The sequence below is a fragment of the Paraburkholderia kirstenboschensis genome (assembly GCF_032806925.1).
Lineage (GTDB): Bacteria > Pseudomonadota > Gammaproteobacteria > Burkholderiales > Burkholderiaceae > Paraburkholderia > Paraburkholderia kirstenboschensis.
Window position 1 is genome coordinate 3808635 of record NZ_CP136513.1, and the last position, 26026, is coordinate 3834660.

Annotated in this window: 16 protein-coding genes and 6 pseudogenes; 12 read left to right on the forward strand and 10 right to left on the reverse strand. The window is 61.2% G+C overall.

Annotated elements, in window-relative coordinates:
- Positions 1–633 precede the first annotated feature (633 nt).
- A complete protein-coding gene (gene ppc / locus RW095_RS39760) occupies positions 634–3837 on the reverse strand; it encodes a phosphoenolpyruvate carboxylase (protein ID WP_317021057.1) in 3204 nt (1067 codons plus the stop codon).
- 422 nt (positions 3838–4259) lie between these two features.
- On the opposite strand from ppc, the gene hemC reads away from it, so the two are divergent.
- Genes hemC through RW095_RS39775 form a run of 3 tightly spaced genes read left to right on the forward strand, consistent with a single transcriptional unit; the run spans position 4260 to position 8496 of the window.
- Positions 4260–5285, forward strand: a complete 1026-nt coding sequence (hemC, locus tag RW095_RS39765; protein ID WP_317021058.1) for a hydroxymethylbilane synthase — start codon at positions 4260–4262, stop codon at positions 5283–5285.
- Positions 5285–7303, forward strand: coding sequence for a fused uroporphyrinogen-III synthase HemD/membrane protein HemX (gene hemDX / locus RW095_RS39770; protein WP_317021059.1), 2019 nt, complete (start codon positions 5285–5287; stop codon positions 7301–7303). Before hemC ends, hemDX begins: the two co-directional genes overlap by 1 nt.
- Positions 7304–7305: 2 nt before the next feature.
- On the forward strand, positions 7306–8496 hold the full coding sequence (locus RW095_RS39775; RefSeq protein ID WP_317021060.1) for a heme biosynthesis protein HemY: 1191 nt from the start codon (positions 7306–7308) through the stop codon (positions 8494–8496).
- 106 nt (positions 8497–8602) lie between these two features.
- On the opposite strand, the pseudogene RW095_RS39780 reads toward RW095_RS39775, so the two are convergent.
- A pseudogene (locus RW095_RS39780) lies at positions 8603–9042 on the reverse strand (hypothetical protein).
- Between the two features lie 231 nt (positions 9043–9273).
- Between RW095_RS39780 and RW095_RS39785 the strand changes: the two are divergent.
- Positions 9274–9813: a DUF4142 domain-containing protein gene (locus RW095_RS39785; protein WP_317021061.1), complete on the forward strand. Its 540-nt coding sequence runs from the start codon at positions 9274–9276 to the stop codon at positions 9811–9813.
- A 311-nt stretch (positions 9814–10124) separates the two neighbouring features.
- Here the strand turns inward: RW095_RS39785 and RW095_RS39790 are convergent, their stop codons facing one another.
- From RW095_RS39790 to RW095_RS39800, 3 genes and pseudogenes are all read right to left on the reverse strand, one after another.
- On the reverse strand, positions 10125–10865 hold the full coding sequence (locus RW095_RS39790) for a hypothetical protein (protein WP_317021062.1): 741 nt from the start codon (positions 10863–10865) through the stop codon (positions 10125–10127).
- Between the two features lie 76 nt (positions 10866–10941).
- Positions 10942–11942 (reverse strand): annotated as a pseudogene (locus RW095_RS39795) (glycosyltransferase family 2 protein).
- A 165-nt stretch (positions 11943–12107) separates the two neighbouring features.
- A pseudogene (locus tag RW095_RS39800) lies at positions 12108–13037 on the reverse strand (ATP-grasp fold amidoligase family protein).
- A gap of 237 nt (positions 13038–13274) precedes the next feature.
- On the opposite strand from RW095_RS39800, the gene RW095_RS39805 reads away from it, so the two are divergent.
- Together RW095_RS39805 and RW095_RS39810 are read left to right on the forward strand one after the other, a co-directional pair.
- On the forward strand, positions 13275–13529 hold the full coding sequence (locus RW095_RS39805) for a 4Fe-4S dicluster domain-containing protein (protein WP_317021063.1): 255 nt from the start codon (positions 13275–13277) through the stop codon (positions 13527–13529).
- 134 nt (positions 13530–13663) lie between these two features.
- Positions 13664–13918, forward strand: a pseudogene (locus RW095_RS39810) (O-methyltransferase); the annotation flags it as partial.
- On the opposite strand, the pseudogene RW095_RS39815 reads toward RW095_RS39810, so the two are convergent.
- Positions 13919–14092: pseudogene (locus RW095_RS39815) on the reverse strand (helix-turn-helix domain-containing protein); the annotation flags it as partial.
- Positions 14093–14476: 384 nt separating this feature from the next.
- Between RW095_RS39815 and RW095_RS39820 the strand changes: the two are divergent.
- The 3 genes from RW095_RS39820 to RW095_RS39830 all read left to right on the forward strand — a co-directional run bounded on the left by RW095_RS39820 (position 14477) and on the right by RW095_RS39830 (position 18186).
- Positions 14477–15538, forward strand: coding sequence for a class I SAM-dependent methyltransferase (locus tag RW095_RS39820; protein ID WP_317021064.1), 1062 nt, complete (start codon positions 14477–14479; stop codon positions 15536–15538).
- Positions 15539–15888: 350 nt separating this feature from the next.
- Positions 15889–16170 carry a glutathione S-transferase family protein gene (locus tag RW095_RS39825; protein WP_317022862.1) on the forward strand — a complete coding sequence of 94 codons (282 nt, stop codon included), beginning with the start codon at positions 15889–15891 and terminating at the stop codon, positions 16168–16170.
- Positions 16171–16602: 432 nt separating this feature from the next.
- Entirely contained in the window at positions 16603–18186 is a 1584-nt protein-coding gene (locus RW095_RS39830) for a phospholipase D family protein (RefSeq protein ID WP_317021065.1), read from the forward strand.
- 367 nt (positions 18187–18553) lie between these two features.
- On the opposite strand, the gene RW095_RS39835 is transcribed toward RW095_RS39830, so the two are convergent.
- Positions 18554–18928, reverse strand: coding sequence for a winged helix-turn-helix transcriptional regulator (locus RW095_RS39835; RefSeq protein WP_317021066.1), 375 nt, complete (start codon positions 18926–18928; stop codon positions 18554–18556).
- A gap of 85 nt (positions 18929–19013) precedes the next feature.
- On the opposite strand from RW095_RS39835, the gene RW095_RS39840 reads away from it, so the two are divergent.
- Together RW095_RS39840 and RW095_RS39845 are read left to right on the forward strand one after the other, a co-directional pair.
- Entirely contained in the window at positions 19014–19748 is a 735-nt protein-coding gene (locus RW095_RS39840) for an SDR family NAD(P)-dependent oxidoreductase (protein WP_317021067.1), read from the forward strand.
- Positions 19749–19892: 144 nt separating this feature from the next.
- Positions 19893–20051 (forward strand): annotated as a pseudogene (locus RW095_RS39845) (NADP oxidoreductase coenzyme); the annotation flags it as partial.
- Between the two features lie 62 nt (positions 20052–20113).
- On the opposite strand, the gene RW095_RS39850 reads toward RW095_RS39845, so the two are convergent.
- A complete protein-coding gene (locus tag RW095_RS39850; RefSeq protein WP_317021068.1) occupies positions 20114–21496 on the reverse strand; it encodes an FAD-dependent oxidoreductase in 1383 nt (460 codons plus the stop codon).
- A 118-nt stretch (positions 21497–21614) separates the two neighbouring features.
- On the opposite strand from RW095_RS39850, the gene RW095_RS39855 reads away from it, so the two are divergent.
- Positions 21615–23165, forward strand: coding sequence for an alpha/beta fold hydrolase (locus RW095_RS39855; protein ID WP_317022843.1), 1551 nt, complete (start codon positions 21615–21617; stop codon positions 23163–23165).
- Between the two features lie 499 nt (positions 23166–23664).
- Here RW095_RS39855 and RW095_RS39860 read toward each other — a convergent pair whose 3' ends face one another.
- Complete coding sequence (locus tag RW095_RS39860) at positions 23665–24984, reverse strand: MFS transporter (RefSeq protein ID WP_128585652.1); 1320 nt, start codon at positions 24982–24984, stop codon at positions 23665–23667.
- 283 nt (positions 24985–25267) lie between these two features.
- Positions 25268–26026, reverse strand: coding sequence for an SDR family oxidoreductase (locus RW095_RS39865; RefSeq protein WP_027775630.1), 759 nt, complete (start codon positions 26024–26026; stop codon positions 25268–25270).

Sequence of the window (26026 nt, forward strand, 5' to 3'; positions counted from 1 at the left end):
GGACTCCGGGCTAGCCATCACGCGGTTCCGTCCGCACGGGCAGACTACGAGATCGCCCTCGAGGACGCCTGCTCGGCCGCGATATGTTCGCCGCGTTGCGGTGCCGATAATCCTGAACCTGCCTTCACACGTGCCGCACGTTGCTTCGTCGCCGTACAGGGCGAATGGCTTGCCGCGGTCCGTCATATAAGTGGCCGACCCCCAACGACAATACCTCCTGTCGTAGTGGGACTTCCCTGCACGACGAGTGCCTTACGCATGAACTTGGTCCGCTACAGATGCGTCGGCGAGCGGCAGTCGGTAAGGCGGTTCAAGCGACTCGCGGCACTTTCTCTCTGACATGGACCAGTCTCCTCAAAAGTTGAATGCCACAAAGGTTGTGGCCAGATGAGGATAACGGGCGTGACCGACCCGACCTGTAAAAGACTGTCAAGATTGGCGATCTGTTGACTGTGATCTTATTCTGCCGTGTACGTAATGCGGCTCAAGCACAGCTTGCAAAACGCGTCACCAATGCACCAGGAACCGTTCCGGCAAACAATAAAGCCGAACGCGACCAATAGATGCACGTCCGGCTTTATCTCCAACTACATGGGCAGCGGCGCCTGCAAACGCCACTGCCATCCGCCACTGTCAGCCCGTATTCCGCAACCCCGCCGCGATCCCGTTGATGCTCAAATGAATCCCGCGCCGCACGCGCGCGTTGGTGTCGCCCGCGCGGTAACGCTTGAGCAATTCGACCTGCAGGTGATTGAGCGGATCGAGATAAGGGAAGCGGTTCTTGATCGAACGCGCGAGCAGCGGATTTTCCGCGAGCCGTTCGCTCTTGCCGGTGATCTCCGACAACACTTTGGACGTGCGCTCCCATTCCGCGACGATCCGCTCGAACACATGCTTGCGCAGCTTCTTGTCCGTGACGAGCGCCGCATAGCGCGAGGCCACCGCGAGGTCGGTCTTCGCCAGCACCATGTCCATGTTCGAGAGCAGCGTCGAGAAGAACGGCCAGCTCTTGTGCATTTTCTTCAACTGCGCGAGACGGCGCCCGCGCTCGGCGTCGCTCGGCGCGCCGTCGAGATACGCGGCCACCGCACTGCCGAACCCATACCAGCCGGTCAGCAACAGCCGGCACTGGCCCCACGAGAAACCCCACGGAATGGCGCGCAAATCTTCGATCTTGCGTTGCTTCGGATCCTGCAACTTGCGCGACGCAGGACGGCTGCCGATGTTCAGTTCGGCGATCTCCGAGATCGGCGTGGACTCGAAAAAATACTCCTTGAAGCCGGGCGTTTCATACACGAGCGCGCGATACGAGGCCATGGCCGCGTCGGACAATTGCTGCATCGTGGCTTCGAAAACCGGCAGTTCCGCGGGTGCCGTGCCATGCGGCAGCAACGACGCTTCGAGGGTCGCAGCCACCACCGTTTCCAGATTGCGCCGGCCGATTTCCGGATTGCCGAACTTGCTCGCGATCACTTCGCCTTGTTCCGTCAATCGGATCTGACCGTCGACGGTGCCGGGCGGCTGCGACAGAATCGCCTGGTAAGTCGGGCCGCCTCCACGGCCGACGGTGCCGCCGCGTCCGTGGAAAAGGCGCAGCGTGATGCCGCGTTCGTTGAAGAGCGACACGAGCGCGAGTTCGGCGCGGTACAACTCCCAGTTCGACGTGAGGAAGCCGCCGTCCTTGTTGCTGTCCGAATAGCCGAGCATCACTTCCTGCTCGTTGCCCTGATGTTCGATGATCGAGTCGACGCCCGGCAGCGCAAGGAGATCGCGCATGATGTGCGGCGCGTTGCGCAAGTCGGGGATCGTCTCGAAGAGCGGGATCACCATCAGCGCCGCCTTGGCCGGATCATTCGCGTCGCCGAGCCGCCCTTGCAGAAGGCCGGTCTCTTTTTGCAGGAGCATCACCTCGACCAGATCGCTGACCGTCTCAGTGTGCGAAATGATGTAGTTGCGAACCGCGCGCGCGCCGAATTTTTCACGCGTGACACGCGCTTCTTCCAGCACGCCGAGTTCGCTCTTCACGAGATCCGAGTACTCGGCATACGGCAGGCGCAACGGGCGCGGCTGCGCAAGTTCCGCAAGCAACACTTCCAGCTTCTCGCTTTCTGCGAGCGCGGCATAGTCGTCATGAACGCCCGCGCGCTTCAGCAGTTCGGCGATCACCGCTTCGTGGATGTCCGAGCTCTGGCGCAAGTCGATGCTCGCGAGATGAAAGCCGAACACTTCGGCCGCACGCGCGAGCGGCGCGAGACGCGGCGCGGCGAGCGGCGCGCCATGATGCGCGGCGAGCGAATCGATCAGCACATGCAGATCGCGCACGAATTCGGAGGCGTCGTCGTAGGGGGTCGCGCGAATCGGCGCTGCGCCGCGGCCCGCGCTGCGCAGCGGCACGCTGCCTTCGCCGAGACGCACGCGCGCGCTTGCCGCGAGCCGCGTGTACATGCCGATCAGCGCACGGCGATAAGGCTCGTCTGTACGATGCGGCGAGCGGTCAGGCGAGATTTCCGCGAGCGCTTTGAGTTCGTCGCTCGCGCCGGCGAGCAGATTCGACACGGACAACTCCGCGCCAAGCTTGTGCACCTGCTCGAGATAGTGTTCGAAGATCACCTCTGCCTGGCGCGCGATTGCATGTTCGAGCGTTTCAGCCGTGACATTCGGATTGCCGTCGCGGTCGCCGCCGATCCAGCTGCCCATCTGGAAGAACGGTGGCAGACGCGCTTCGAGGCCGTGCTCCTTGAGCGCCTCTTCGATATCGGCGTAAAGCGCGGGGATTTCTTCGAGGAAGGTAGCGCGGTAGTACGACAGCGCGTTTTCGATTTCATCGGCGACGGTGAGCCGCGAGTCGCGCAGCATCCGCGTTTGCCACAGCGAGGTGACGCGCGCGCGCAGCATTGCTTCGTTATGCGCGCGCTCGCGGTCGGTCAACTGCTGATCGCGTTCGGCGAGCAGGCGCGCGACGTCGTGCTCCGCGTCCAGAATGCTCTTGCGCTGCACTTCCGTTGGGTGCGCGGTGAGCACGGGCACGATGAGTGCGTCGTTGAAAAACTGCTGCAACACGGGCGTTGCGGCGGCGCCCGCTTCGACCAGCCGCTCCAGCGCATGGGCAATGGTGCCCGGCTGCGCGGCGGAGCCTGCCAGCGCGTGAATACGGTGACGGCGATTGCGGTGGCGGTCTTCGGCGATATTCGCGAGATGCGAGAAGTAGCTGAACGCGCGCACCACGCTGACCGTCTGTTCGGGACTCAGCGAGCGCAGTTTTTTGTCGAGCGTCTGCACCGCGGCGTTGTCGTCTTCGCGGCGAAAACGCACGGCCGTCTGACGGATTGTTTCGACGACGTCGAACACCGCGTCGCCTTCCTGTTCACGAAGCACGTCGCCGAGGAGCCGCCCCAGATAGCGGATGTCCTGGAAGAGCGGATGGTCCTTGTCGTCGCGCGTACGGCCGTTGGTTTTCGGCGCGGCGACGACGGTGTCTTCGGAGACGGCTTGCAGGTTCGGCGCTTTGTCTTCCGCCTTGTTCTTCGCTTGCGCTTTCGAGTTCGTCTTTGCCTCCGTCTTCGCCTTGTTCGTGGCGGACGCGGTTTTGGCCGGCTTGTCCGCCTTCGAAGTCTTTACGGCTTTTTCCGGCTTGACCGGCGCGGCGGTTCTATCGGCCTTGATGGCTTTCGCGGCGTTGGCAGCCTTCGCGCCGGTGGTCGCCCGTTTGGCTTTGCCCGGCTGGGCCGTGCTTGCTTTAGACGATGCGGAAGCCGTGGACGCGTTGGCGTCCGCAGTGGAAGCGTTGGGCGATGCAGTGTTGCGGCGGGCAGGGCGCGCCGATCCGGAAGACGTCACGATGGGTTTCCTCAGGGAAGCCAGGGTCTGTTAAGTGATGAACTGCTACTGCGGAATTCAAAACTGCACTGGAACTGCAACGTGAACTGCATTGAAGCGGTATGCACCGATGGCGATACGCCGAGGAGGAAGGCCGCGCGACCGCACAAGCTCTGCATGCGGCGCATGTTGCGCCGCATTGGATCATCGCGCATGCAACGCCGCGATGCGCGAACGACCGTGCGTGAACAGGCCGCAATGGGACAGCCGCGCAGGGCGCGAAGCCCGTCTTCTTCGTCGATACCGCGTCGGCACGGCGCCCCGCCGCGCCTCGATTCGAGCCTTGATCCGTAAGGGCGACAGGCGGGCGAACCGGGGAGTCAACGCAAGGGCGCGTGCTAACATTGTTTGTTATTCCATCCCGTCATTCAATCGACAAGCTAATGAACACCGAGACGTTTGCCGCGCCACCCCACACGCTTGTGATTGCGTCGCGAGAAAGCCGCCTCGCCATGTGGCAGGCGGAGCATGTGCGATGTGCGCTGCACAAATTATATCCATCTTGTGACGTAAAAATCCTCGGAATGACGACACGTGGCGATCAAATTCTCGATCGCACTTTGTCGAAGGTGGGTGGTAAGGGGCTGTTCGTCAAAGAACTCGAAGCTGCGCTCGCCGATGGCCGCGCCGATCTCGCCGTGCACTCGCTCAAAGACGTGCCGATGGAACTGCCCGCGGGCTTCGCGCTCTCCACGATCATGGAGCGCGAAGATCCGCGCGACGCACTCGTGTCGAACGATTACGACTCGCTAGCCGCGCTGCCGGCCGGTGCGGTGGTGGGCACATCGAGCCTGCGCCGCGAAGCGATGCTGCGCATGCGCTATCCGCATCTCGAAGTGCGGCCGCTGCGCGGCAATCTGGATACGCGCCTCGCCAAACTGGATCGCGGCGATTACGCGGCGATCATTCTCGCTGCGGCAGGCCTCAAGCGCCTCGGCCTGGGTGACCGTATCCGTGCGCTGCTGGATCCGGAGGACAGCTTGCCTGCTGCGGGGCAGGGCGCGCTCGGCATCGAGATTCGCGCCGATCGCGCGGACCTCGCGGCATGGCTCGCGCCGCTGCATCACGAACATACGGCGGCAGCCGTCGAAGCCGAGCGCATGGTGTCGCGTTCGCTCGGCGGCAGTTGCGAAGTGCCGCTCGCCGCGTACGCGACATGGCATGACGGCGCGCTGCATCTGCGCGGCATCGTGGCGACGCCCGATGGCCAACGCGTTTTGAGTGCGCAGGCGTCGGCGCCCGCGCCGACCGTCGAACGCGCAATCGCCTTGGGCAGCGAAGTGGCGAGCGCGCTCGAACAGCAAGGCGCAATGGACATCGTCCGCGCGCTCAGCACGGCGAGCGGTCCCGCGGCGCCGGGAGCGGGTGCGGTCTCGGGCGCGGCAGACAGCGCGGTGTCCGGCGACTGATGGCGGCCGACATTCCCGGCAACGCATCGTCATCCGCCGGCAAGGCGGCGTTCACGGTCGTTATTACGCGACCGGCCGGTCAGTCGGGCGAACTGATAGAACGCCTTTTGGCGGCCGGCATTGCGACGCTCGACTTCCCGCTGATCGACATTGCGCCCGTCGCCGACGACGCGCCGTTGCGCGCCGCGCTCGCCTCCCTTGAACGCTATGCGCTCGTCGTATTCGTGTCGCCGAATGCGATCGATCACGCGTTCGCGAAGAGCGGCGCGATCTGGCCGCACGCATTGCCGGTCGGCGTAGTCGGGCCGGGCAGCGTGCGGGCGCTCGCGCGCCACGGCGTCCGTGCGCCGGCTCACCGGGTCATCAGTCCAGCATCCGACGCGGACGACGACAACGGACGCTTCGACTCCGAAGGCCTCTTCGCCGCGATCGACTCGGCGCTCGGCGAGGCGAATCTCGAAGGCAAGCGTGTTCTGATCGTGCGCGGCGACGGCGGCCGCGAGTGGCTCGCCGAGCGTCTGCGCGAGGCCGGCGCTGAGGTGGAGACGGTCGCCGCGTACCGGCGGCTCGTGCCAGAACCGTCGATCGGCGCGTGGGCTCGTGTGCATCGACTGCTTGCGGGCGAAGCGCATGCCTGGCTTCTCACCAGTTCCGAAGGCGTGCGCAATCTGCACGAACTCGCGCACGAGCATCTCACCGCCGACGAACTCGCGCAGCTCAAGCGCGCCACGCTCGTCACGCCTCATCCCCGTATTGCTCAGACCGCGCGGGCATTGGGTTTTGATAGGATTATGGTGTCCGGCGCGGGCGACGAGCGCATCGCACACGCCTTACTCGCCGCCCTGCCGACCGTAGTTCAACCGGTACCGTCCAATCCGGCTCATTCACCGGCTAAATCACGCATGACTGAAACGAACGCATCCACGAACGCTTCACCCCAGCCGGCCGCGACCGCAGCGTTGCCGCCGAATCAACCCTTCACGCCCTACGAAGCGCAAAAGCGCCGCAGCGCGAGCGGACCGCTGCTGTGGTTTGTCGTCGTGGTTCTTGCTTGCGCCGCGGGCGTGGGCGGCTATGCGCTCAATCGCAAGGTCGAGCGCACCGAGCAGCAAATCGCGCAACGTCAGCAGGCGAACGACACGCAGACCAACGAACTGCGCATCAAGACCGAGCAGGCGCTTGCCACGGTGCGTCAGTCCGACTCGCAGGTCGCGCAACTGGAAGGCAAGCTCGCCGATGCGCAGGCCGCGCAGCAGGCGCTGCAGCAACAGTACGCGGATCTCGCGCGAAACCGCGACGACTGGACGCTCGCCGAAGTAGGGCAGATGCTGTCTGCCGCGAGCCAGCAATTGCAGTTGACCGGCAATACGCAGCTTGCGCTCTTCGCGCTGCAAAGCGCCGACACGCGGCTCGCGGCGTCGGATAGCCCGCAGGCGGTCGCGGTGCGCAAGGCCATCGCGCAGGACATCGACAAGCTGAAGGCCGCGCCTTCCACCGACCTGACGGGTCTTGCGATCAAGCTCGACAACGCGGTCGATCAGATCGACAGCTTGCCGCTCTCCGGCGAAGCGCCGATTGCCCATGCCACGCCGCATGCGGCGACATGGGCGGACACGGCCAAGGTCTCCGCGGCCACCGGCGAGCCGCGCTGGAAGGTCTGGTGGAACCAGTTGACGAGCGGCATCGGCCAGCAGTTGACGAGCCTCGTGCAGGTGCGCCGCATCGACAACGCGGACGCGATGATGGTCGCGCCCGACCAGGGCTACTTCGTGCGTGAGAACGTGAAACTGCGTTTGCTGTCGGCGCGTCTTGCGCTGCTCTCGCGCAACCAGACCACGCTGAAGTCTGATCTGCAGGGCGCGCAAACGGCGCTGACGCGTTACTTCGATATGTCGTCGAAGAAAACACAGACCGTTGTCGATCTCGTCAAGCAGGTGGAGGCCGGGTCGGCCGCGGTCGAATTGCCGAATCTGAACACGAGCCTGCAGGCCGTCAATCAATACCGGGGCCGAGGTTAATCATGGCGATCCGGGGACTTCTATGGCTCGCGCTGCTCTTCACCGTGGCGGTCGCGCTCGCGGTGGTCGGACGCTTCGACATGGGGCAGGTGATGCTGGTGTATCCGCCATACCGCGTCGACATGTCGCTCAATTTGTTCGTGGTCGGGCTCGTGGTGCTGTTTATTCTGCTGTATGCGCTCCTGCGCATCGTGCGCAATATCTGGCGCATGCCCCAGCGTGTGGCGGCCTACCGTGCGCGCTCGCGCGTCGCGAAGGCGCACGCCGCGCTGCGTGACGCGATCGGCAACCTGTACGCCGGACGCTTTTCGCGCGCGGAAAAGGCTGCGAAAGACGCACTTGCGAACGGCGACAACAAGGGCGCGGCCGGCCTGATCGCGGCCACCGCGGCGCATCGCATGCATGAATATGCGCGGCGCGACGAATGGCTCGCGCAGATCGACGAAACCGACTGGCAGGACGCGCGTCTCATGGCCACCGCCGACATGCGAGCCGACGGCCGCGACGCGGACGGCGCGCTTACCGCGCTCACCGAAATGCAATCGCAGGGCGCGCGGCGCATTCACGCGCAGCAGATCATGTTGCGCGCGCAGCAGCAATTGAAGAACTGGGGCGAGGTGCTCAAGCTCGTCAAGACGCTGGAAAAGCGCGAGGCGATTCATCCGGCGGTGGCGGTGCGCTTGCGGCAACTGGCGGCGGAGAATCTGCTGCGCGATCGTCGGCATAACGCCGATGCGCTGCTCGAACTGTGGAATTCGCTGACGCCGACGGAGCGTCATTCGCCGCGTCTCGCCGATCTTGCCGCGGAGCTGCTGGTAGCGCTGAATCGTCCGCAGGAGGCGCGAAAAATTGTCGAGGACGCGCTCGCGCAGAATTGGGATGCGCGGTTGCTGCGTCGTTACCCGGATACTACTGGCGGCGATGCGTTGCCGCTGATTCAGAAGGCCGAGGCGTGGCAGAAGGATCGTCCGGACGATGCGGACTTGCTATTCGCGTTGGGGCGGTTGTGTCTGCATCAGCAGTTGTGGGGCAAGGCGCAGTCGTTCCTTGAGCGTGCGCTGAAGCTTGCTGATAATGAGACGCTGAAGATTCGTTCGCACCGTGCATTGGCTCGGCTGCATGAGCAGTTGGGGGATACCGAGAAGGCGAGTCAGCATTATCGTGAGAGTGCGTTGGCAATGAATATCGTGTGAGTTGCTGTTGGCGCTGTGGCGATTCGCTGAACCGCACGCGCCTTTGTTTGCTTTGCCTGATGGCCGCAGCTCATGCTGCGGCCATTTGTTTTTGGGCTTGGTTTGGTCAGTGTGGAGCGGTTATCTGTGGGTGTGTGACGTTCGCGGTCAATGTAACAGCGGACTTTGAGGATTTCCTTTTGCGGCCTTGTTCGCTTTCACGGGCAACAGAGGTTTTGACTGTCTGCGAGGCGTCGGCGACGAGCTTCGTCGCGTGGTGTGTGGTGATGCGGCTGTGCGGGACGCCGTTGGCATCGAGGGCAATCACCTGGAATAGCTCACGATCGGATTCGAGTTCCTGCTGATAGTGCTTCGCCGTGTTCGGCAGCAATTCAAGGAGCGTCTGACGATGTCGTCGCTCGTCGCGTGTTATGGCAGGATGCCTAACTATTGACGACGCGAGTGTAATCAAAGTGTCTGTTGCGCTACCTGCCGGTCGCATCGATCGCGTGCGGAAAGGGCTAGCTTTTCGTACTGGAGGGCGTCGACTGGTGGGCGCAGTCTCACGCTTTCTGCTTTTCCAGTCTCACGAACGTGCTCCAACCTCACTATTCCCGTTTCCCGGCACAAGAAGTCTGCATCTGCTGCTGGCAGCTCGACGCGATCATTTTGCCCGTATACGTGACCTGGACGGACATCGTCACGCGCATGTAGCCATCGAAAAAGCGTAGCATGTCTACTGTGTTGCAGACGCGCTCAGTGAACGGTGCGTCAAGGCCGAAGCGCGAATGAGGGGCCATGAACGTTAAACGTACTGCTGGAGCGCTGTTGCTGTTCCTCGCATCGACGATTTGCGCGTATGGCCAGGAGGCGCCTCTGACGGATGCACAAATCGTCGGCATCCTCCTTGTGGCGAATCAGGCGGAAATCGCGGCCGGTCAGGTAGCCTTGCGCAGAACGCAGTCGAGAAGCGTACAATTTTTTGCGAGTCGGATGGTTGACGAGCATGGAGAGGTCAACCAGGAAACCGCGGGATTGATGCAAAGACTCGCGGCGACTCCACAACGAAGTGGGATTAGCGATACGCTGACGCAGCAGAGCTACGACGACCTTGCGAGGCTCAACGCAGTCGAAGCTCGCGAGTTCGACCAGGCGTACCTTGATCGCGAGGTGATCTTCCTGCAGGAACTGGTCAAGTCGGTCAATACCTTCATTCGGTCCACGACGAACGCGGAATTGAAGACGCTGCTGGTACGGTCTCGCCCGTCTTTCATTTTCCATCTCGACCACGCACACCGATTGCAGTTGGCGCTGGAACACCCGCGGTTTCGACGATGATGATCTGCGCGGCGGCATCAGCGTGAGGGCGATCCGATCCGATCCGATCTGACGCCGGCGTCAGACCTTCTCTCTCGCTTATCAAATTTCTGTCAGGGTTGCCCGCGTTGGAGACGTACGACCGTAGCCCGGCCCAGTTCCAGCCGCTGAACCGAGCGAGATTGTCCCATACTGCTTCCGATCGTGTCGGTGTGCTCGCGCTCCACAGTGCTCACCTGGAAGGTCGCCCGCCGGCAGGACATAGTGAGACGTCATGATCCAATCAGCCATCGAAACGGCGGTCATCGCCGGGCAGAACGGCCCGCTTTCGTTCATGGGCAACGCCCGCCGATGCCAACGTGGCAACGATGGTGGTCGACGCCATCAATGCGAGCCAGGGCGTGCTCGGCCGGCAGCTCGCGCTCTGCTTCAATGACGCGATGGAGGATGGCGCGCTGGCGCGGTTCTCGAAACAAGGTCGAAGTTATCTCAAGCCGAGCGCCCCTCGACGACGTCCGCTGCGCAGAGGCGTCGAGAAAATATCGGACATTGCGCCTGATCGCCCCCATGTCTATTCCATAGATGTTGTAGCAGCATCTTCTGCCAGGCGCTAGCGACGTACGGGATTTACATTCGCCACACGGTTTCATGTATGGAGTGGGTGCTGTCTCCCGCAAGGAAAAACCTCTCCCCTTAATATTCTCGTTTGAGCGGGCATTATCTGGATTCACGAACGTATAAACGCGATCTGGAAGCGATTCGGGGTAAAAGAGGACACCGAAGCAGAAACGCGCCGCAGTGAATATATCTTGAAGTTTGAAACCTCTGAAAGGGCGCGTCACGATCGTGCCGCCATATTCGAAATATAGTTCGTTCCTGGAACGTATTGCGAAAGCGCCAGAAGCCGCCACAATCTGATTGTTTTCCAATAACAAAAAGGTGACGCCCAGATCGACCGCATAGGTCACTTCACGCGCACTGCGCCGAAGGATGTTAGGATCGCTTTCTCGTTCGTAGAACGCAACAATGCGCGGAATATCACCGCGTTCTGCGCGTCGCAATATTACGCTCATATAAAAATGCGCTTTGCTGCGCCCTCCGCAGTCTAAATGACAGATCAGCCTGGAGCATGGCACACGTTACGGATGACTAAAGGCGACGTCTCGCGAGCGGGTTGGAAATATAGCGAACCGCGAAATCTGAAAGTGGCGAGTACGGCAGCAGGCAAAGACTGGACAGTGCGAGCGTGCCTATCTTCTTCTTGTAGCTCCAGAACGGATTGGCGACTATTGAGCCGAAATAGCCATGCGGCTGCCGGCTGAGCCATCGCCAGCGCTTGGTGAACGGAGCGTGATAAACAGCAGAGCAAAAATGGGCTTTTTCGAGCGAAAAGTCGTGGAACGATGGTGGAAGCTCTACGCCCAGCCGCGAGCGCGCCATCTGCCGAAGAATCGCCCAACGCTTTGGCAGCGCCTTGGGCGCCTTATCGTTGCTGGAGGAGTTCGCGAAATCAGGGCCCGTGTCTCCAGTGCGATGCACCCGATACGCACCGAGCGACTTCGGAATCGTTGCGATGGCTCCCAGCAATGCGATGCCGTAGATCGCGTAGAAGTCGGCGCCGTAGCGATTAGTGCTTGCTTCTGGCACAGGAAAAATCTGCTGTAATGCGCGTGTCCGGTATGCGTTGCCTGATGCTGGCGGTGACGGATATGCCAGCCCCGGCGCAGCAGACTGCCGCAGTCGATTGGGGCCGCGGAATGAGGTACGTACGTACCCAATGGCTTGCCCGCTGAATCGACAATGTCGAGGCGGAACTGTACCTTCGCGAAGTCGCCGGCCTCAAACGCTCGCATGACCCCGGACACCGCGCCCTTATAGAGGAGATCGTCGGAGTCGAGCATGATCACGAATTCCGTGTCGATCATATTGATTGCATCGTTATAGGCGGAAACCTGGCCACCGTTCTGCTTATAGAGCGCTTCAATGCGCTTGCCGTAACTTTCTATGATTTGGCGTGAGCCGTCCGTCGACCCGTCGTCGATCACCAGAACACGTGTTTCTGCGTAGTCCTGAGAAAGAGATGAGTCAATTGCGTCGGCCAGAAAGCGACCGTGGTTGTAATTGCAGATCACGATTGTCATTCTTTGCATATCGTTTCACCACTCTCGTTTACGGTAAAAGGAGTGCTGGCGACAGCAGCTCCCGTTCGCCAACTTAGCTCGATTCGGCTTCTGCACCCAGAGATCAGCGCCGAGCAGAGCCGGGCGGAGCCGCGAGCAATGAATGCACCTGCGGGAAAAAAGTGCCGGCAGAAACTACGTTGTGGCAGGCGAAGCTACTGTTAGACACGGCCTTATCGTCAGGTAAGCGTCCGGTATCAGGCTTCCCCACTCGTAGTCGATTCTGTCCGGCATGAATGGCAGCACGCCCGCGCCTGGCGTGAAAGTAAGTTCGCCGAAATAAATCTGGTTATTGGGCGAATAAAGGTCCACCCGGACATAGTCGAAGTCTGCGGAGAGTTTTACCGCAGCGTCCACAATCGCGTCGAGATTGTCCGGGCGAGGCGGCGGCTTTTCACTGGGTTTGTACTCGCCCATGGCTACGTTCTGGTGGTTCTAATCGACGTCGAACAGATCGCCGCGCGTATCCGCGCCGAATCTGGTCGAGACCACGAGAATATAGAGGACGAGCCGACCGGATTTGGCACCAAAGCACTGCAGCTTATAGTCGGGCGGAACGTTGCCGCTCTCATCGAGTAGCAACTGCTCGAAGAAGATACGCGGCTTGATGGGACGATAGTGTTTTTCCCGAGCGATCTTGTAGAAGTCGAGGGACAACCAGTAGTTCGCGAGCTCCTGCAGCGCCTCAAACGAGGTTGCCGATTTGTTCCTGACCACTTTGACATAACTGCTGCCGTGATTCGCCTTCATCACGAACGAGTCCGGCAATGCATCGAATACCTCTTTCGTGAAGGTCTCGGGGGCGGCAAGCAACGGTATCAGATGGCTTTCGCCCAGCTTTTTCGCAACATAATCCCTGACCGTCAGCTTGTCGGTCAACTCCGTCAACCACGGGTCGGGCCGCAGGCTTTTCTGCAGGATCTTCTCGTTGAATGTCGTCGGGCGGAGCAGATTCGGATAACGGCCAATGTATTTGTGATGCAACAGGCTCAAAAACAATGGCGCAGGGAGCATCGACTTGGCCGCTTCTTTCAGCTTGCGCAAGGTTGAGTTGGTCGTCGTCATGTTCGTCGATCCCGCCAGTTATTCCTGCTCTATTGAGGCCTGATCCGCCTTTCAGATGCATCATGAGCAAGGTTAACGTACAGAGTTCGTCGTGATTTACCGCGTCGCTAAACGAAGGTGTTGTGGCCCAATCTCGTGAAGAGGCCGTTTTTGCAGTGGTTCGCCGTCGAAGGCGTGGTCGTTAGTGCGCGCAAAAAACGTTTCGAGGTAAATCGTAACTGAACTTGACTCTGGGGCGTGATTGCGCCACTCGTCGACCTGAACCGTTGCGAAGGTAAGGGCGATTGCCTGGATGTCTGCCCCGAGAACGTGTTTGAGATCCGGCGCATCGACGAGGTCGCTTATCTGAGTCTCGGTTTGATGCATCGCCTTAAGCTACGCGTGTATGGAATGAAAGTCGCCTACACGCCGAACGCGGACGCCTGCCGGTCGTGCGGTCTTTGCGTGACCGCGTGTCCTGAAGGTGCGATCAAGCTCGCCAGAACTGCATAGCGTCAAACGTCTTTGCTGATGGCGTTACGACATCGCAGGCTGCCAGGTAGCGGGCAGTCGCTGCATGCTTCATCAACACTACAGGTCTCGTCACGGAGCGCACATGGTGTCGTCAAGCACAGTTCTTCTGCGGCGGCTTCACGAACGCGACTGAATCCGACGCGGTTAAGTGCGCACATCTTCAGGCCAACGTCAAAGCGGCGGGCGTAGATGCTTATGTTGACCTTCGGGAAGGCGATGCATCCCGGACCGTTTCCGAACTGGAAGGCACTTTCGATATGGTGTTTATCGACGTGTGGGCCAACACCTACCTGGATCTGTTCAAGCAAACTGAGCGCCTGCTGCGCCCGGGCTCTATCGTTCTTGCCGACAACATGTACACGGCCGAGGGGCGTCAGACCGCGTGTCGAGCGCAAAAAGGAGTCGTACGCGAATCGCTCTTCGAGTTGCGCGATAGTCTTCGAGACTGCCGGTTGCCCGGGTTTGAGTCGCTTGGCGGCCGCCGAGAAAGAGCCCGCCTCCACGACGCTGACGTACGTTTCCATTGCTGCCATCCGGTCCATGCCGCTGCTTCTCGTTGAGGGACCGTGAAGTCCGTATAGTGGCTGACATGTGTTAAGGCGGAAGTCTAGCGTGTCGGAACACGTCGAGCGTCGTTGGTAATCTTTACGGGAATAGCGCTTATCACTTCCGGCCGGACTTCGCCGGATTTTAAATGCCCCGTAAAGTTCTCCTCACGCCACGCCGGTACCTCTCTTAAATGCCCGGTTACCTGAGACGACTGGTGGCGCGTCTTGCGTTGGCGCCGGCGACGCAACAGCGCCATGCATTGTCGTTTCATTCTGCTATTGCCTACCTATACTCTTCATGGGCAACGTTAACCTGCTACAAGGAACGACAGCCCTTTTTCGTCAGATGTATTCTGCCTTCGTAGCGTGAGGTGGCACATGCAATACGACCAACAGAAAGTGGAAGACTTCATGGGGCGGATGGTTGGAGAGTTCGGCGCTGTGGCGTGCGCGCCGCTGATCGCGCTCGGCGACCGGCTCGGCCTCTATAAAGCGATGACCGAGCAGGGCTGGATGACCTCGGAGCAGGTCGCCGAACGCGCCGGTCTCGCCGAACGATACGTGCGCGAATGGCTCGCCGCGCAAGCTGCATCCGGTTTCATTGACTATGATCCTTCGACCGCCCGCTATCAGCTCGCCAATGAAATGGCGATGTGCTTTGCCGAAGAAACGAGCCCGACTTTTATCCCCGGCTTCTGCGACTGCGCTGAAGCAATGTTCCGCAGCTTGCCGAAACTCGAAGCCGCGTTTCGCACGGGTTTGGGCGTCGGTTGGCATCAGCATCATCCATCGCTGTTCCGGGGTACTGAACGATTCTTTCGTCCGGGCTATGCAGCGCATCTTGTCGATGAATGGATCCCCGCGCTCGACGGAGTACAAGAGATTCTCATGGGGCGCGGCGCGAAAGTCGCGGATGTTGGCTGTGGCCACGGCGCATCCACGATACTGATGGCTCAGGCATACCCAAACGCTGCTTTCGTCGGCTTCGATTATCACGAACCGTCCGTGCAAAGAGCACGTGAACTCGCCGACGGCGCGGGCCTCGGCGACCGGGTCACGTTCGAAGTCGCGACCGCGCAGCAATATCCGGGGAAGGACTACGACCTCGTCGCCTTCTTCGATTGCCTGCACGATATGGGCGACCCGACGGGCGCAGCAGCACACGTCCTGCAAACGCTGCGACCCAATGGATCGTGGATGATCGTGGAACCGTTTGCGAATGACCGCCTCGAAGACAATATCAATCCTGTCGGACGGGTGTTCTATTCCGCGTCAACGATGATTTGCACAGGCGCATCGTTATCACAGGAAGGCAGAAGAGCGCTCGGCGCTCAGGCGGGCGAAGCGCGGCTCAGAGAAGTCGTGACTGCTGGCGGCTTCACGCGCTTCAGGCGTGCAACGCAAACGCCGTTCAACCTGGTTTTTCAGGCGCAGGCGTGAACCTGGTTCTCTCGCCGGAAACCGCGCGAGCGACGCACAAAAGTCGTCGGGAGCGCGGAAGGCAATCGTCAATGTAACGAAGAGATGCGCGCCGGACTGAGCGCCGAACATCATGCGGAGATAGCGGCACGGAATGGCAAGATTGCACGTCATGGCAAGCTCACTCGTGCGGCATCAGGTGTGACCGCAATGAACAGTCTCTTGGAGCGAGAGACCGCTTCTCCGATGCATATGTCGCTATCAACCCGCGCGGGCAGGTGCCGACGCTTATATTGGAGAATGGCACAGCGATCGGCGAAGTCCCTGCAATCTGGCGCTACATCGAGGAAGCGCTACCCGGAGAGCGTGCATTGCTGGGTACCACTGTGCAAGACAAAGCGCTCATCGCGATGTGGGAGCGGCGCGCAGAACTCGTCGGATTTGCGGCCGTGATGGAAGGCGTGCGAAACGCGGCCGCCGGACTGCAGGGGCGTGCGTTGTCGGGCCCGCATGCTTACGAGCAGATTCCGGAGATCGTCGAGCGCAGCAAACTGCGCGTGGCCAACTTTTTCGCTGACTTCAACGAGCGCCTGAAGACGGTTCCCTTCGTGCCAGGGAATCGTTCTCGGCGGCTGACATCACAACGCTGGTGACCGTTGACTTTGTGGCGGGCGGTATGAAGATGAACATTCCCACTGCATTCGATGCATTACAAGCCTGGTACGACAAGGTATCGGACCGTGCTTCATCGAAGGCATAAGAGACCGGACATTGGGAGCGATTCCCAATGTTCGGACATCGCGATTCCGCTCAAAATTCGCATGTAACCCGGAAAGACAACAGTCGAACGATCCGGGCTTCGCGGCACGCGACGAGGCTTTACGCCTGGCGGAACACGTGCGCCGCTATTCGGTGCTGCAATTCCCATCGCCCGTTGCGTCGTCACACGGTCACGCCGAGACCGGTTCGGCTTAGACTACGCTTCACGCACGCTTGCGAGAAACAGCTGACGGCGTGGCGCGGAAAGCATCCTGGAGAGCAACCTGAGGCGAACCCTTTGATTGTTCGCAGAGCCCGGTTAAGCCATGCCAACGCTGAGATACGTTGCACCCGACCTCCTGAAAAGATCGGCTATTGTCGTTGCATCGATTGCGGTCTGCGCGGCCGCGCTGTCCGGCTGCGCGCTGCCACCGCTTGAAAGCCGCACGCCATCGGTGGCAATAAGCGCCGCAGAGGCGCGGACCACGACGCTTGGGCGGTCGGCCGCTCACGACCTGGCGGCTCACCACGGTATGGCCGGTATCTATCCGTTGGCGGATCCGCGTGCAGCCTTCGCTGCGCGCATGGAACTGGCCCGCATGGCTGAGCGTACGCTGGACGTCCAATATTACATCTGGCGAAACGATCGCACGGGCACGCTCCTGCTCGATGCACTGCGTGCGGCCGCTGATCGTGGCGTACGAGTGCGCCTGCTGCTGGACGACCACGGTTCTTCATCGCTCGATGACACGCTGGCCGCGCTTCAGACACATCCGAATGTCGAGGTCCGGTTGTTCAACCCGTTCGTCATCCGCAGTCCGAAGTTCATCGGCTTCCTGACGGATTTTTCGCGTACCAACCGTCGCATGCATAACAAGTCATTCACCGCCGACGGCGCCGCAACAATCGTCGGCGGACGCAATATCGGCGACGAGTACTTCGGCGCCACCGACGGGATTGTCTTCGCCGATCTCGATGTACTGGCTATAGGCACGATTTCAATTGATGTCGCCGATGAATTCGACCGTTATTGGGCAAGTGAGTCGTCATATCCGGTCGACCTTATCGTCCGCCGTGCCGGCGCTGACGAGCCGGATGAACTGAACCGGAAAGCCCGTGCGATCGAAAGTGATTCAACGGCCGCCGCCTACCTGGAAGCCATGCGTGATGCGCCGATCGTGCAGCAACTGCTCGATGGCACGCTATCGCTGGAATGGGCGAGAACGCAGATGGTCAGCGACGACCCGGCGAAAGTTTTGGGCCAGGCGCCGTCTGAGACGAGCGTCGTACATCAGTTTCGCGAGACTCTCGGCGACCCGATGCATGAACTGGATCTGGTGTCTCCGTATTTCGTTCCGGGCGTGGCCGGAACGGCATATTTCACCGGCCTCGCTCGTCGGGGAGTCGCCGTGCGAGTGCTAACCAATTCACTTGAAGCCACCGACGTGACAGCGGTTCATTCAGGTTATATGACCCGTCGTGTCGAATTGCTCCAGTCGGGGGTGGAACTGTACGAATTGCGACGATTGCCCGGCGTCGAACACAAAAGCGAGGAGCATGCCGGCACATTCGGCAGCTCGGGGTCGAGCCTGCATGCAAAGACCTTCGTAGTGGACAGCAGCCGCGTCTTCGTTGGGTCATTCAATTTCAATCAACGGTCGGCCCACCTGAATACCGAGTTAGGCTTCGTTATAGACAGTGGACCACTTGCGAGCCGGATCGAATCCATCTTCGTGTCACTCGTACCACGGGTCGCCTATATGACGCGCCTCGATGCCGACGGCAGACTCTACTGGCTGAAGCGGGATAATGGAATGGAAGTGCGCTATGACACGGAGCCCAACACGACCTGGTTTCGCCGCCTGGGGGTCTGGTTTCTTTCAATCCTGCCTATCGAATCCTTCTTGTAGACGGAAAAGCGCCTGGCCAACCATATCTGGTCATTTGCTGGCGACGAAAGCCGCAATGGCGTGAGTTCGACATTCCTTCAGCCCTTTCTCAACTACACGACCAAGGATGCCTGGACGTTTGGCGTGAATACCGAGTCGACATACGACTGGACGCGCAGGCGATGGTCAACGCCGCTGAACGCAACTGTCTCGAAGCTCATCAAGGTCAGGGGCAGCCGATCAATATTGGCGGTGGCGTCCGCTATTGGGCCGCTAGCCCCAATTCGGGTCCACACGATTGGGGCGCCCGTCTCATCGTGACCTTCCTCGTTCCGAAATAAATTGGCGAGCGCACCAAACCAACCCAAAGCGCACGGTCGATATGCAATCACGGCGATGGTTGTCCCGAGGCGTCGCGCTTCGCGAAGATGCTTGCCATTTCCGCCGCATTCTCGGTTCCCCATGTGCACAGCGGGACGATCGCGTTGGCCAGGCTGCGGCCGAGCGGAGTCAGCGAGTAATCGACACGCGGCGGCACCTCCTTGTAGTCGGTTCGCGCTAGCACCCGATCGGCCTCCAGATCCTTCAACTGCTGGATCAGCACCTTGTCGCTGACGCCTTGCGTCAAGCGCTTGAGCTCGCCGTAGCGCTTCGGGCCGTCGCGCAGAAAAAACAGGATCAGCGGTTTCCACTTGCCGGAGATGATGCGCAGCGTAGCGTTGAGCCCACAGCCGGTGTCGCAAATTGGAGAGGGAGTCGTCATGTCTTGGTACTTACCAAAAAGTGCATACTTGTCCTAATGTAATCAGGTCTGGATACTTGTGCAACGCCAACAAAGGATCCATGACATGACCAGACTGAATGGAAAGACCGCCGTGATCACCGGCGGCGCTACCGGCATCGGCCGCGCCGCGGCACAGCGTTTCATCGAAGAGGGCGCCTTCGTCTTCATCTTCGGCCGCCGACAGGAAGCGCTCGACGCCGCTGTCGCCGACCTCGGGCCCAATGCCCGCGCGGTGAAGGGCTCGGTCTCCGACGAGGCCGACCTCGACCGGCTTTACGCAGCTGTGAAGGCCGAGCGAGGAACCCTCGATATCGTTTTCGCCAATGCCGGGGCCGGAAGCCCGCTTCCGCTCGGCAAGATCACCGCCGAGCACATTGACGATATCTTCAATACCAACGTGGAAGGCTCGATCTTCACTATCCAGAAGGCGTTGCCGCTGATGGGCCGAGGCGGTTCGATCATCCTGACCGGATCGAGCGCCGGCACCACGGGCGCCCCGGCATTCAGTGCCTATAGCGCGAGCAAGGCCGCAGTGCGCAACCTCGCGCGGACCTGGGCGGAGGACCTGAAGGGTACTGGCATCCGCGTGAACGTACTGTCGCCTGGGCCGACGGCGACCGAGCTCGCGAAAGAGGCGCTGGGCGAGGAGGGCATGAAGGTCTTCGCCTCGATGAACCCGCTCCAGCGCATGGCCGATCCGGCGGAGATCGGGGCGGTGGCTGCGTTTCTCGCGTCGCAGGACAGCAGTTTCATGACCGCCAGCGAGGTCGCCGTCGACGGCGGCCTGGCGCAAATCTGACGCACCACGCCCGGCCGGCCACTCCATTCGGTATCCGGAGCCCGTAGGGCGTGGTGAATCAAAGGAGAAAATATGAGCTACGCAATTGTCGGCTTCGGCAAGAACGGCCAAGTACTTGCAAAGGCGCTTGCACGCAACGGCATTGACGATGACGGCGCCGCAGCGGAGATTGGCGCGCTTGCGGACAAGCTTGGTTTCGCCCCGATCAGACTCGGCGGGCTTTCGGAAGGCGGGCTGCTTGTCCAGGCGCGCGGGAACAGCTGGGGTCGACTGATCTTTAAGGACTTGGTCCAGTTCGACTAGTTAACCGTGATCGCAGATATCGACGCGATCCCGCCTCCGCCGGCCAACACCGTGATGCCCCGTCATGACGATGCGCGATTCCGCCTCGCTGCTTCGATTGCAGTCGAGGGAACCGGTAGCACAGGCCTCCAGTTGCCCTGCCAGACCCGCCAGGCGACTGCGGGGCTGAGCAGCGACGACGGCGGCATCATGAGGTTGACGACCTCCAGAAACGCTGTCGCCAGCGTGCTGTCGCGTTTCGCGGCGAGGTGAAGCTTGCCGATGTACCAGTTGATGAAACGCAGCATCAGCGGGCGGGCGCCCTTGACTCGTGGATGGCGGAGGTCGTTGCCAACCGCAATGTCCCACGGAATATCGACGATCTTCGCGGCCGCCCCGAAGAATCGACGCGCAAGATCGTTCGAACCCGCCCGCAGGCACCGCTGTAACGCAAGCGCTTCCTCTGCCGCGACCGTCATGCCCTGCCCGTAGACAGGATTGAAGCTGCAGATGGCATCACCGAAAACCAGGAAATTCTCGGGGAAACGTGCGAGCTTCTCGTACCGCCGACGCAGGTTGGAGACGTAGCGGTAGCGCCTGTAATCGGTTAGAGGCTCCGCCCTTGCGACAACGTCGTGAATCTCCATGGTCGGCAACGTCGCAAGATACGCGAGAAAGCCTTCGTCGTTGTCGGGCGCATCGTCGCCAAGATAACCGCCGGCACTGACGATCCAGCTGTCGCTTTCCTGCGCGAGCATGACGCCGTTGCGCCAGTCCGGCGCACTACCGGCGACGACGATACCGTGCTTGCCATCGAGATCAGTAGATCGGCGTCGATAAGTACGAGTCATGTAACTGATGCCGATCTCGACCTTCTCCTCGGCGGGAGGTTGGTAGCCCAACTCTTCCAGCCACGCCGCACTGGAAGAGCCACGGCCAGTCGCATCGACGACAAGGTCCGCGTTGATGGTCTCTTCCGCCTTGCCCTCGGCATACGTGCGCACACCGGTCACGCTCCTGCGAGCGGGATCCGTCGCAAGACCCCGCACCGCGCAATTTTCGATGGCGCGCACGTTCGGCAACTTCATGAGCCGTCGGCGTAGATGGCCTTCGAGCACGGGACGGCTTGCAAGCAGACCGATCAGGTCGCTCGCGCTGTTAGCAAGCCTGACGTTGTGGCCTATCCAGATCACATCGTTGGCGACATCACCGATCAAGCCGCCGCTTTGCGCAACGACCTCGCTGTTATATCCGGGGAAGAATTCCTCGAGTACCGCGCTGCCGCGCGCAAGGAGCCCATGGGTATGACGGCCTTGTGGCACACCTTTGCGCGGCGCGTCTGCGTCCGGAAACGCGTCGCGTTCGAGCACGGTGACGAGGGTATAGAAATCCGACAGTACGCGGGCAGCCAGCAGCCCGCTCATGCTGGCGCCGATCACAATCGCGTGTTCACCAAGTTTCTTCATGGCAATCCTCCAGTTCGATCCGTCGCAATAAGTCCCGCGACCCTCATTTGCAGCGAATGGTAGGATTGGTTCGTCCCCTGAGCGTCCCTTGGACGCCGTCAATGAGGGTCGCCTCGCCATGGCTCTGTTCAGCGTGCGGACGCTTGGATTTCCGGAGATCCGTCGGGATCACCGGCTGTGCCGGCTGCCTTTGCGCAAGGGCCTCGCTCTGTTGGTCTACCTGGCCGAAGCGGAGGGTTCTGTTGGGCGCGACGTCCTTGCCACCATGTTGTGGCCCGAAGGCTATGAAGAGGTCGTACGGGCGCGGCTACGGCGTCTGTTGCATCGCCTCCAGCACGCACTCGGCGACGACGCTCTTACCATAGATCGGTCCACCGTTAGATGGTCGGCAGCGATCACTCTGCAGGTGGATTCCCAACTGTTTGAGCAAGCCTGCGACCGCGGCGAGTTCGAGCGGGCGTGCCGCCATTATCCCGGCGACTTTCTCGAGGGTTTTTCGCCGGGCGACTGCCCGCAGTTTGACGAGTGGGCTTTTTTTCGCCGGGAGGCCTTGCGCGGCCGGGTGATTCAAGCACTCGAGCGAGTGGTGCACGACAAGAATGCGGCGGGCGACTACGCGGCCGCGGCCGCGCACGCCGGCCGTCTTATCGAGCTCGATCCGTTCAGCGAAGTGTACGGCCGGCACCTCATCCGCAACCTTCTGCTCGCGGGCGACCGGGCCACGGCCCAGCGGCACCTCGAGGCTCTGACGCAGCGCCTTCGCGACGAGCTGAATGCGGCCCCCGAATCCGAGACCCGCGCGCTGCTTGATGCCGCTGCAACGTTACCCATCGAGGATCCGCCGTCGACGCGCTACGTCAGCAGTGGCGGCGTCCATCTCGCATTTCAGACTTACGGCGCCGGCCGCATTGATGTTCTGGTGCTGCCCGGTTTCGTGTCTCACGTCGAACGGGTGTGGGAGGAGCCCCGGTGCCGGGCGTTCCTGTCTTCTCTCGCCGGGATGGGCCGTCTCATCCTGCTCGATCGTCGCGGCGTCGGGCTTTCCGATCGGGTCGGGTTCAATCCCAACGTCGACGCGACCGCGCAGGACATCGGCACCGTGCTGGACGCCGCAGGCAGCGAAAAGGTCGTGTTGTTCGGCGCGTCGGAGGGTGGGCCAGCATGCATCAAGTTTGCCGTGGATCACCCCAACCGCGTTGCCGGTCTCATTCTGGTCGCCTCGTTGGCGAAGGGAACGGCAACGCACGACTATCCTCACGCACTTCAAGCGGGTCAGTATGACGTGTGGCTGCAGCAGCTCGTCGCGGGCTGGGGCGGCCCTGCAGGCATTGAGACATTCGCGCCGAGCCTGTCCGGCGATCCTCAGGCGAGAGCCTGGTGGGCAGGCCTGCTTCGCGCCGCCTCGAGCCCAGGAGCCATCAAGGGAGTGCTCGAGTCGTTGCGCGACATGGATGTGCGGCATCTGTTGGGCCGAATTTCCGTGCCGACCTTGGTGCTGCATCGTCACGACGACCGCGCTGTTCGCATCGGCGCCGCCCGGCATCTCGCGAGCCACATCGCGCAGGCGCGATTCGTCGAGCTCGACGGCGCCGATCACTGGCCCTTCGCGGGCGATCAGCAATCCGTTCTGGAGGAGATCAAGCAATTTGTCGGCAGTCTGGCGGGGTGACTGTGACTGGGAGGTGCTGCACGACTCGGCTTGGGCAGAGTGGGATTCTTAGGGGATCCGCCGCATCGGCGCGCGGTATGCGGTGATGGTCCGATATAGCAACGGCCGCTTGCAACCCGTTTCGGGCGGCGATCGGGCGGCCACATCAACGGCAGCTCCCCTGGTGGATGGGGCGTCCAAACGTCACATTCCCGGCGACTTCAACTCGACGGCAATCGGCATCAAATAGCGGCGCTCCCGAGCCGGAGTTGGCGGCGCTTATACGAAGACGGAAGGCATGCAAACCGGCGCCATCGTAATGGTCTGTTGATGCCAGCTCGGTCGGCGGCGAGAATCGTCGACGATGTAGTTGCCGATGTCGACCGACCGCTCCCTCGCCCTTGTCGCCACCCCACCCCAACCGACCACTCTCTCTCTCCAGCCCGCGACTCCCGCCAAAAACACAAAGCCCCGGCAGCAAATCACCGCCAGGGCTTCACTATCAGCAACCCACTTCAACTCATCTATTAACCATCTTCGCCGGCACACTAATCGCCAGCAACCCGCCAAGCACCATAAACGCCGCAAGCATATACATCCCTGAATCATTAGCAGCAGTCGCCTGCTTCAACCACCCGACAGCATACGGACTCAAAAACCCCGCAAGATTCCCAATCGAATTGATCATCGCGATCCCGGCCGCCGCGCCCGTCCCCGCGAGAATCGCCGTAGGCAAACTCCAGAACAAAGGCAAGGTAGTGAGAATGCCCATAGTCGCAAGCGTAAGAGAAGCCATCGCAAGCAGCGTGTTCTGCGCCCAAACAACCGACAGCACCAAACCAATCGCCCCAGCAAAAGCAGGCAATGCAATATGCCAGCGCCGTTCACGCGTACGGTCCGCACTTCGCGCAACGAACACCATTGCGACCACCGCCGCCGCGAACGGAATCGCGGACAACAAACCGATCGCGAACGCATCGGTCACACCGGTCGCCTTGATAATAGTCGGCAGCCAGAAGCTCACGCCATACAGTCCCATCACGAACGAGAAGTAAGTGAAGCTCAACATCAGCACGCGGCCACTCGTCAGCACCTGACGGATCGGCATGTCGTGCTTGGTGGCTTCCTCTGCGGAAACGTGGCGCTCGAGTAGTTCCTTTTCCTCTTTCGTGAGCCACTTCGCTTTCGCAATGCGGTCGTCGAGCGCGACGAACACCAGTATGCCGACGAGCACCGACGGTATCCCCTCCAGCAAGAAAAGCCACTGCCAGCCGTGCCAGCCGTTCATGCCGTTGAACGTCTTGAGAATGTAGCCCGACACCGGCCCGCCGATCACGCCCGACAGCGCAATAGCCGTCATGAACCATGTCGTCATCCGACCGCGCCGGTGCGACGGATACCAGTAGGTGAGATACAGAATGATGCCGGGAAAGAAGCCCGCTTCCGCGACGCCGAGCAGAAAGCGCATCACGTAGAACATGGTCGGCGTGGTGACGAACATGGTCAGCATCGAGATCACGCCCCACGACACCATGATCCGCGCGATCCACACTCGCGCGCCCACCTTGTGCAGGATCACATTGCTTGGGATCTCGAAGAAAAAATAGCCGACGAAGAAAATGCCCGCGCCAAAGCCATAAACCGCATCGCTCAAGCCGAGGTCGCTCGTCATTTGCAGCTTCGCAAAGCCGACGTTCACGCGGTCCAGATACGCGACCACATAGCAGAGCATCAGGAGCGGCGCGAGCCGCCAGTTGACCTTGCGATAGGTCGCCTCTTCGAAAGTGGAAGGCGGCGCACCCGCGCCGGGATGGTGGAGCGGATTTGCGGGACTAGCCATGGTGTCTCCTCTCTTCTTGTGGAATTGAAGTGCCGCGTCGATCGATTCTAGCCGTGCGGCGCGGCTCGCACGGCAAATAGATACCGGGGGAAAACACTGAGCCCGTCAAGCGCCGCGCGTGAACGGCGCTTGCTCAAGGCGCGTCCGCGAACGCCGTCAGCGGCGCTGCGACGACGAAAGCTGAAGCCGAATGCAGCGCCAACGCCAACGCCAACGCCAACGCCAACGCCAACGCCAACGCCAACGCCAACGCCAACGCCAACGCCAACGCCAAACACAAGCTCTACACGCAGCGCCCACCATCCACTTCGAGACACACGCCGGTGATGAACTCCGCTTCGTCCGAAGCCAGATAGAGCGCGGCGTTGGCAATATCCTGCGGCGTCGAAAAGCGCCCGAGCGGAATACCGGCGAGAAAGCGCTGACGGTTCTCAGGTGTATCTTCAACGCCCATGAACTCGGACAGCAGCGCCGTTTCGCCGATCACCGGATTCACGCAGTTCACGCGAATCCTGTCCGGGCCCAACTCCACGGCAAGCGATTTGCTCGCGATGATCACCGCGCCCTTGCTGCCGTTGTACCAGACGAGTCCCGGGCGCGGCCGCACGCCCGCCGTCGACGCAATGTTGATGAAGCTGCCGCCGCCTTGCTCGCGGAAATACGGCACGAATTCCTGCACGCTCCAGTAGATGCTTTTGACGTTCACCGCGTACACGCGGTCGAACTCCGCTTCGGTGACTTCGAGCACAGGCTTGTTGCGATGCGTGGTGCCCGCATTGTTGACGACGATCTGCACGCTGCCGAAGTCTTCGAGCGCCGCTTCACGCAGCTTCTGCCAGTCCTCGCGTTGCGCGACGTTGCCCGCGACGGCGATTGCCTTGCCGCCGGCCAGCGCAATTTCGCTCGCGACGCGCTCGGCGGCGGGGCCGTTCAGATCGTTGACCACGACGTTCGCGCCTTCGCGCGCGTAGGTCTTCGCGATGCCTTCGCCGAAACCCGAGCCGCCACCCGTGACGATGGCCGTTTTACCTGTCAACCGCAT